We start from the raw sequence: 7,754 nt of genomic DNA, 5'->3' as shown, positions 1-7,754 counted from the left end.
TGGAACAACCCGTTGTCCAGGACCGAATTTATACAAACATTTGCATCAATTTCAATTGGCATGACAATACAAACGAAACGATATCTAGGAGGGGCGGCTTTGTTGCTCCTCTTTTTGGTTTTAACCCGCTCCTTAATAGTAAGGGCTAGGCGCCTACGTTTTGTAAAAGCCTGTGAAGCTGCTTTTGGTTCCTTAGATCAAACGCAAAAGGATTCCATCCAGCTTATTGTGAAGATGTTTGAACGATATGGAGATAAAGACCAAAATAAGTTGATTTATATCCTGGCAACTGCTCGACATGAAAGCAACTTTCGACCGATTAAAGAAAGAAGAGCTTCGTCTAGTCAAACAGAGGTGTACAACAATCAAAATGCCTATTGGTATACGGGCTATTATGGGCGTGGTTTTGTGCAGCTGACTTGGGATCGGAATTATGCTAAAATGTCGAAGTTACTAGGAGTTGACTTTGTTTCTAATCCTGATTGGGTGATGCAGCCTAAGTATGCAGCTCGTATTTTGGTACAGGGGATGATGGAAGGAGCGTTTACTCGTCGTCCTTTGGAAAGGTATATTAATGCATCGAAGGTGGACTTTTATAATGCTCGCTGGGTGGTGAATGGTTTGGATCGGGCGAGTAGGGTAGAGGGCTATGCTCAAAGCATTGCTCAAAGTTTTTAATAAAAGATGTGAGTATTATCATTTTACAATGATTCCTGATTCTAAACTTCATTTAAAGGAGTTGGCTTTTTATCAAGCCAAGTTTCTGCAAAGAAAACTTCTTCTGAAAGCTTTGTAATTTCTATTTTGTACTGAAAAGAATCACTATTTAGTGTCGTAAGAATACCCTGTATTGATTCGTCGGTCATCGTTATTTTTTATGAAACTATTTTAATTTTTTTTACTTTTCGCTAATCTAGCAATATGCTTATCAAGATTTTTTTCGATTTGGAATAAGCGCATAACAGGGGATGAAAAAGCACTAGTTTTTTTTGAGGCGTAATTCTTTAAGTCATCTAATGCAGATTTATATTTTTCATTAATTATTAGTTTTAGATTAAGTTCATACTCTTCATGAATTTTTTCTTTAAGTCTAATTAACTCTGTGTAAGTGTTATATTTTGCGGATTCATTGCTTATTCGAACTATTGGTGACCAAAGCATTGGGATTATTTTGAAGCCTTTAAAATACTTTTGAGCATAATCTATGTCTTTTTTAAATTTAGAATAGAAACGGTTGTAGTCATCAGGTCTTTTATTTGTGACATATTGTAATCCTCCTGTATGGGTAGCAACTTCACAAACATAGATTTCTTTGTCAAGTAATTTAATACCAACCACATCTATTTCGCCATGAATATCTGGGTTTGTTATATTATAGGTGATAAAATCACAGCCAATAATATGGTTTAGATATTCTCCACATATTTCTTCTCCTATGTTTTGCATTTGCCTTTTAGTTTAGGTTATAAAAGTAGTGATTTTTTCTGAGCTAAGGTGTAATTGTATAGAACGTGAGTGTCATATGACTGTGGCACAAACTGTGCGAACTGAAGATAAGCCATTCCCAAAGCAAAATCGCAGATTTTGCGGAGTTGAACACACGCTCCGCCTTTTTCTTTAGCCCCAAAATGTGGGATGGACATATAATGCCGTGTTGGCTATCGTTTTATTTTTTTGAACTTTTCAATTTTTTGTATTTCATTTTTGTTAAGCTCTTGGCTTCTAGTACATATATCTGTCCAGAAAGAGTTTTTTAAATTTTTAGTGTTAAACTCTTTAGAATAATCAGGAATTTCTCTTGATCCATATATAATGTAATCTATATCTTTTTTGAAATTAATCCCGCAATCTCCTCCTCCAATTCCTGTATAGATTGTGATAGTTTTCATCTTCCTCTTTCCTTTATAAATAGAATTTACCTGAAACGTAACTTTATTTAAGAAGATACCAGAAAATGTACTATCAATTTTTTCAAACTCATCTAAATCTTCAAATTTAATATATACTCTTTCAATTGAAGCTACTTTACCTGTGATTACAATTTTAGATTTCTTTATTTCTTTTTTTATAATAGCGGTTCCAAAACAAGAGCATCCAGTAGCTTGATGGCTGAAAAAAAGAGGGAAGAGAAGCAGTAATAGCTTTTTCATTGTGATGTGTTTTAAAATAGATTCTGAGTTTTTTTATCATGGAAAGATTTACCACTTTGCACTAGTAATTTAAAATTTTCGAATTTATTTTAGGTATTATTTTAGCTAGATATAACCAAAAGTTTAGACTCAAACCCTTCATACGTACTAAAAATACACTTTTTTGATTTTTTTAGCTCTGCAATGTGTAATGCCAACGTGAGTGCATATAACGTTGGGGAAGCTCAAAGAACGAAATCCAAGCGTCTGCACGAAGCCAAATCTACGATTTTTCGATTAAATTTTCCAACAATCGTCAAATCGTAGATTTGGCGCTCTAGGAGTGAAAACGGCATTTTTTGCGCCCGAAATATGGCCCCAATGGCTATATGCACATTGTTGGCGGCAGTTATTTTTTTTGTTGCCTTTTGTTTTTACACAATCTTTTCTTTCCTAGTTTCCTTTTCAAGTTTTCCATTTTGATTTTATTTTTTTCTTTGTTTGTTCTTTTTGATTTTTTCTTTTTTGAGGGAGGAATATCTCCCTTTTCTAATTTATTTAGATATTTTTTACGTGCAGCTACAACAATAAAACTTATTCGATCATGGTAGACTTGCACACTTGCAAAAGACTTGGTGTTTTCAATATTTTTACCATCTGTTATATCTCCATTTTCATCAGGAGTTAGAGCTTTAAGTTTATAGCTGAATATATCTAAATGACCAGATTTAGACCATTGAGTGTCTTTATTTAGATATGCTAACAAACCTGCTTTAGCTGCATCTAAGTTTGAATTGTTTTCAAAATCTGCTATAATTTCAACTTTCCAATTTTTGGGCAAAGGGAAACCATATTTTTTATAAAAAAGCCCTTTAAAGTCTTTGATAGCTAAGGTTTTGAAATCATTGTAATTAAACTCAACTGCTTCAATATTTCCCGATTCATCAAAATGTAATCTATTGGTTCTACCTTTGATGTTTTGTAAAATTGATTTAGCTGCTTTTCTGCTTAATTCCTTCTGTTTTTCATCAGATTCATTTATTACTCCTAATGCATCTCGTATCTCATTATCGATTTTCGAGTATTTTTGATTACAAGGGTAGCACGCAGGAACAGTAATTCTATTGAGTTTGTATTCATCTCCATAGCCAACAAAATAAGCTTGGGCAGGAATATGTTCTTTAGTTTTTGTTTGTTTAGTTAGCTCTTTACCACAATTATAGCATTTCATTTTGGATTTATTTTGTTTATAATAATATGTATCAAGTCTATATATGATTATTTTTTTAATGTAACCAACCCAAAACAAAATCATGGATTTTGTGTCATATGGTGGTCAGCTTGGAGTTATACACCTTATTGTAGGTAGTTTTAGATTCTTTTTATATGGAGTAGAGTTACTTCATCATATTGATACTTTAAGATGTCTATGAGCTCTCTTAGAAGTTTAGAAATTTCGGGAGAATCAAGTTGCCAGTTATTTTTTTGAGGTAAGTTTATCTTTAAGTCTTCATTTAGCCAGATGAACTGTTTATAAGTTTCTTTTTCTATTTCTTTTGTCCAACCATTTACGAAATGGATTTCATAGATAACGTAATATCTGAACTTTAAATTTCTGATTTCAGATGTTATATTTTCCAATTCAGTTCTCAAATCATCAACTTCTTTTTTTAGCTTTTCAAGCTCATCAATATTATTTTTGCTAACATTTTTTCTAGCAAAATCCAGTTCTGTACCTTTTTTCATTAATTGGTAACGAACATTTTTTGCATTTTCTTCGAGTTGATATAGTGTATTATTATTCATTGGATTTTTAGATTTTATAGATAAGTAATAGAATCTTCATTTTCAAGCAATTTATCTTTTATGGCATCTTCTTTACAGTACATTATTTTTTTGTAAATAAACCTCATAGCTTTTTTGGGAAGCTTGTACTTATAGTTTTTCGTCTTTTTATCATAAACATCTCCAGTGTAAAGATCTAGTTTTTCAGGTTCGTCCTGTCTGTCTGCATGAGGATCACTAGGAAATATATCATCTAAATCACTTTTGTGGATTCTCCAGATGCCTTTGTGTTTGACGGTTTTTTCAAGCAGAAGTTGTAAACCATCTTCTGTGATTTCATCAAAATCGGGAAGTGTGAAATTTAACATGTTTTCTTTTGAGGATTTTATATTTGAAATGAATTTATTAAAAATAATAAAATTAAATAATAAAATAAAATGTTATCTGTGGAATGATAAATTTTGGCTCTTTAATTGCCGCCAACGGTTTGTGTATGGTGCGTATCCCAAAGGGTATGCACTATACACGTTGTTATGTGTTTTTTATTTCATTTTTTTAATCGGTCCTTCGAGTATCAAAGTACTCCCCGTGTTTGCTTTTCTAATTTCATTTATAAATTTTCCTTCGACTTCTGAGGAACCATTCAGCTTTACAAGATTCAGATTCATTCCAACTTCTTTAATATCTCCATTAAGTTTAATAATCGTTTTAAATTCATAAGAAGAATTGGCTTTCAGTTCAATTTTTCTGGGGAAGGTTGCATTGCAATGAATCAGAATCAGAATTTCTGTCGAGTCTGAAGTTGTTGTTAAATAGTAGTCAAGTCCGTTACAAGATTCTGATAGAAAATAAATGTCTTCAGATGAATTATTAATGATTTCAGCCGTTACATTAACAATGTTTGGATTTGAGTCATCTCTATTGAATTCATAAGTGAAATCAATATCTTCTTGAGCCCAACCAGAAGTTGACAAAAATATCAATACAAGAAGTCCTAGTACTTTATTCATAATCTTTTTTCAATTGTACAGTTCTGGTTTGAATCGGTTCATTCAATTACACATAACTACCATATATACACAATTGCATATATAAGCACACATAACTACCATATATACACAATTGCATATATAAGCACACATAACTACCATATATACACAATTGCATATATAAGCACACATAACTACCATATATACACAATTGCATATATAAGCACACATAACTACCATATATACACAATTGCATATATAAGCACACATAACTACCATATATACACAATTGCATATATAAGCACACATAACTACCATATATACACAATTGCATATATAAGCACACATAACTACCATATATACACAATTGCATATATAAGCACACATAACTACCATATATACACAATTGCATATATAAGCACATATAACGATCTATATACACAATATAATATATGCAGTTTTAGGCACTTTATTAAAAAAAAACTAATATTCTATAAAATTTTTACAAATACATAAAGGCAAAAAAAAGCGAACCCTCGCTTTCCTATTTCTGATTTCGCATTAACCGAATAATTTCTTCTTTATCTTTCAGTCGTTCGTCTTTCTCCTTTATTTTTTTATATAAATATGCAATGACCTTACAAGGTAAATACATCAACCCTCTTACTGATTTTGTATTTGATGAGCATAAGGATCGGACAGAAATCCTACATACCGTAAAGTTAAAAGATCAAAAGAACCGACTCTTTTATGATAAACTAACCTACATCTACATTGAGTTGCCCAAGTTTACGAAAATAGATCGTGAGTTCGAAACTAAATTTGATAAATGGTTGTATGTTTTTAGACACTTAGCCAATCTCCAAAACTGCCCTATAGCATTGCAAGAAAAGGTTTTCGAACACTTATTCCGAGTAGCAGAAATTACTAAACATTGAATCCCTTGAGAAAGAAATAGCATGTATGATTAATGAAATATGCTTAGCAAATATAACGCTTTTTATTTATAGAAGTTGCAAAGGACATTGTTTCCTTAAAAAGGATTTTTATATTTAATATCATATTCAGAGAACGGAAATAAAACGTGTTACTTTTGATGGATTAAATGCTTAAATTGATTGCAATTTACTGATAATTAATGCATTGAAAGTTATGCCTTTAAGCCGCTCCGGGTACTACTTGGGCGACCATACGTCTACATAGATGAAATTAAAAGCTAGCAATCATCGAGGTTCTAGCTTTTTTTTTGTTGTAGGATTTTGAACTGTGTTTTTTAAGGGGGACACGGCTCAGAGGCTCTAATAGGGCATACAGGTGTTTTTATGCCCAAATTTTGTCCCCCCTTTTTTTGCTGTTTTTTGCCAATGGTTGACGATTAAAAAAGACGCTGTATGCTAGGTTTTATCGCTGTTCTAGCCTTTTGTTGCTGTCGTTTTTATTTTTGCTGTTTAATTTAAAACCATTTTTAGTTGTTTTTTTTGTCCAAATTTTGTCCCCCCACCTTATTTTGAGTGGGCAAAAAAAGGGCTGTTTCTCCTTCATTGGTTTTCTTTTTAGAATGGTTTTTGCTAACTGATAAATCTAAAAAGAAAGAATATGATTCAATTTGCAGTAGTCTACAATAGTAGAAATAAAAAGCTACGAAAAGACGGCACGGCTTCCGTGCAGATACGAGCTTATTTAGACAAGAAAAGAAAATACTTTGCAACGGGTATTTATGTGACCCCTATGCAATGGAACAAAAAAAGCCACCAAGTCCAAAACCATCCCCAAAGTTTGCAGTACAACGCCGAAATAAGACGGCAATTAGACGAGTTAGAAGCCTATGTCTTGGATTGGATTAAGAAGCATGGCTCGATGACCTTGGAGCAGCTAGAAAATTACTTTAAATACGACGATGTGCAGTCGTTTACGGACTTTTGGCGGTACGAGCTAGAGCAGGACACCAAATTGACCAAAATAACGAAGAAGAAGCACAAAACGGCTTTAAACTATTGGGTAGAATTTCAAAAGAATGTCAAGTTCTCGGAATTGACGTATAATTTGATTGATGATTTTGATACCTTTTTATTTGGAAAAGGGTTGCACACCAACACGGTATACACGCATCACAAGCAAGTCAAAAAATACATTAACCAAGCAATTCGGCGGGGGCTGTTGGAGGCTACTAAAAATCCTTATCTAAATTTCACACCCAAAACGCAACCAACTGAGCGGATTGTCTTGTCTACGGAAGAAGTGGAGCGCCTCGAGGCCTTGACCTTTGAACGGAATGAATTTTATCTGGAGCTGATTCGGGATATGTTTTTATTTTCGTGTTATACGGGCTTGCGCTTCTCAGATACTTGCGCCATTCGTCACAAAGACATCGACCAAGATAAAGAGGGCTTGTTGTTGAATATCGTGGCTAAAAAGACAAGCAAGCAGCTCTTGCTGCCTTTGTACAAATTGCATCTAAGGAAACCAGAGCTATTGATTCAAAAGCACCAAATTGCAGGGGCGAAAGAGGAGCGGGTCTTTCATCAATACAGCAACCAGTATTTTAACCGCACGCTAAAGGAGTTGGCGGTTTTGGCGGGCATCACCAAACCGATTACAAGCCATGTGGCCCGACATACTTTTGCCACGCATTTGGCAGCTAAAATTCCGCTGCATATTTTAAAGGCGATTCTGCAACATTCTAAGATTGAAACAACAATGGTGTATTTGCATCTGTCTAGTAAGATGGTGAACGATGCTTTGGATGGGGTGGATTGGTAGGAATTAGGACATGAGTCATCCCGAATTTTTCGGCGATGACTTTTTTTTTGGAAAAAAGATAGGAATCTACTAGATTTAATTACCACAAAAA

Annotated in this window: 10 protein-coding genes; 3 read left to right on the top strand and 7 right to left on the bottom strand. The window is 33.4% G+C overall.

Annotation, left to right across the window (positions count from 1 at the left end; translation table 11 throughout):
* On the top strand, window positions 1-678 hold a 678-nt coding region (locus tag CG11_RS28305; RefSeq protein WP_231512847.1), incomplete at its 5' end, for a glycoside hydrolase family 19 protein.
* A gap of 41 nt (window positions 679-719) precedes the next feature.
* On the opposite strand, the gene CG11_RS30325 is transcribed toward CG11_RS28305, so the two are convergent.
* The 7 genes from CG11_RS30325 to CG11_RS28270 form a co-directional block, all read right to left on the bottom strand.
* On the bottom strand, window positions 720-866 hold the full coding sequence (locus CG11_RS30325) for a hypothetical protein (protein WP_156039960.1): 147 nt from the start codon (window positions 864-866) through the stop codon (window positions 720-722).
* A gap of 22 nt (window positions 867-888) precedes the next feature.
* A complete protein-coding gene (locus CG11_RS28300; RefSeq protein WP_052600282.1) occupies window positions 889-1,446 on the bottom strand; it encodes a hypothetical protein in 558 nt (185 codons plus the stop codon).
* A 212-nt stretch (window positions 1,447-1,658) separates the two neighbouring features.
* Window positions 1,659-2,150, bottom strand: a complete 492-nt coding sequence (locus CG11_RS28290) for a hypothetical protein (protein ID WP_052600280.1) — start codon at window positions 2,148-2,150, stop codon at window positions 1,659-1,661.
* Between the two features lie 388 nt (window positions 2,151-2,538).
* Window positions 2,539-3,360, bottom strand: a complete 822-nt coding sequence (locus CG11_RS28285) for a hypothetical protein (protein WP_156039959.1) — start codon at window positions 3,358-3,360, stop codon at window positions 2,539-2,541.
* A gap of 140 nt (window positions 3,361-3,500) precedes the next feature.
* Complete coding sequence (locus tag CG11_RS28280; RefSeq protein WP_052600278.1) at window positions 3,501-3,935, bottom strand: hypothetical protein; 435 nt, start codon at window positions 3,933-3,935, stop codon at window positions 3,501-3,503.
* A 14-nt stretch (window positions 3,936-3,949) separates the two neighbouring features.
* Complete coding sequence (locus CG11_RS28275) at window positions 3,950-4,282, bottom strand: hypothetical protein (RefSeq protein WP_052600277.1); 333 nt, start codon at window positions 4,280-4,282, stop codon at window positions 3,950-3,952.
* A gap of 174 nt (window positions 4,283-4,456) precedes the next feature.
* Window positions 4,457-4,924 (bottom strand): hypothetical protein, encoded by a 468-nt coding sequence (locus tag CG11_RS28270; protein ID WP_052600276.1) that lies wholly within the window; start codon window positions 4,922-4,924, stop codon window positions 4,457-4,459.
* A 611-nt stretch (window positions 4,925-5,535) separates the two neighbouring features.
* Between CG11_RS28270 and CG11_RS28265 the strand changes: the two genes are divergently transcribed.
* Together CG11_RS28265 and CG11_RS28260 are read left to right on the top strand one after the other, a co-directional pair.
* Window positions 5,536-5,841: a PD-(D/E)XK nuclease family transposase gene (locus CG11_RS28265; protein WP_052600275.1), complete on the top strand. Its 306-nt coding sequence runs from the start codon at window positions 5,536-5,538 to the stop codon at window positions 5,839-5,841.
* Between the two features lie 658 nt (window positions 5,842-6,499).
* Window positions 6,500-7,663 carry a site-specific integrase gene (locus tag CG11_RS28260; protein WP_052600274.1) on the top strand — a complete coding sequence of 388 codons (1,164 nt, stop codon included), beginning with the start codon at window positions 6,500-6,502 and terminating at the stop codon, window positions 7,661-7,663.
* Window positions 7,664-7,754: the final 91 nt, after the last annotated feature.

Origin of the sequence: Aureispira sp. CCB-QB1, assembly GCF_000724545.1 — a bacterium.
Classification (GTDB): Bacteria; Bacteroidota; Bacteroidia; order Chitinophagales; family Saprospiraceae; genus Aureispira.
The sequence above is the reverse complement of the archived record's forward strand: the minus strand, read 5'-3'. Positions and strand labels throughout refer to the sequence as shown.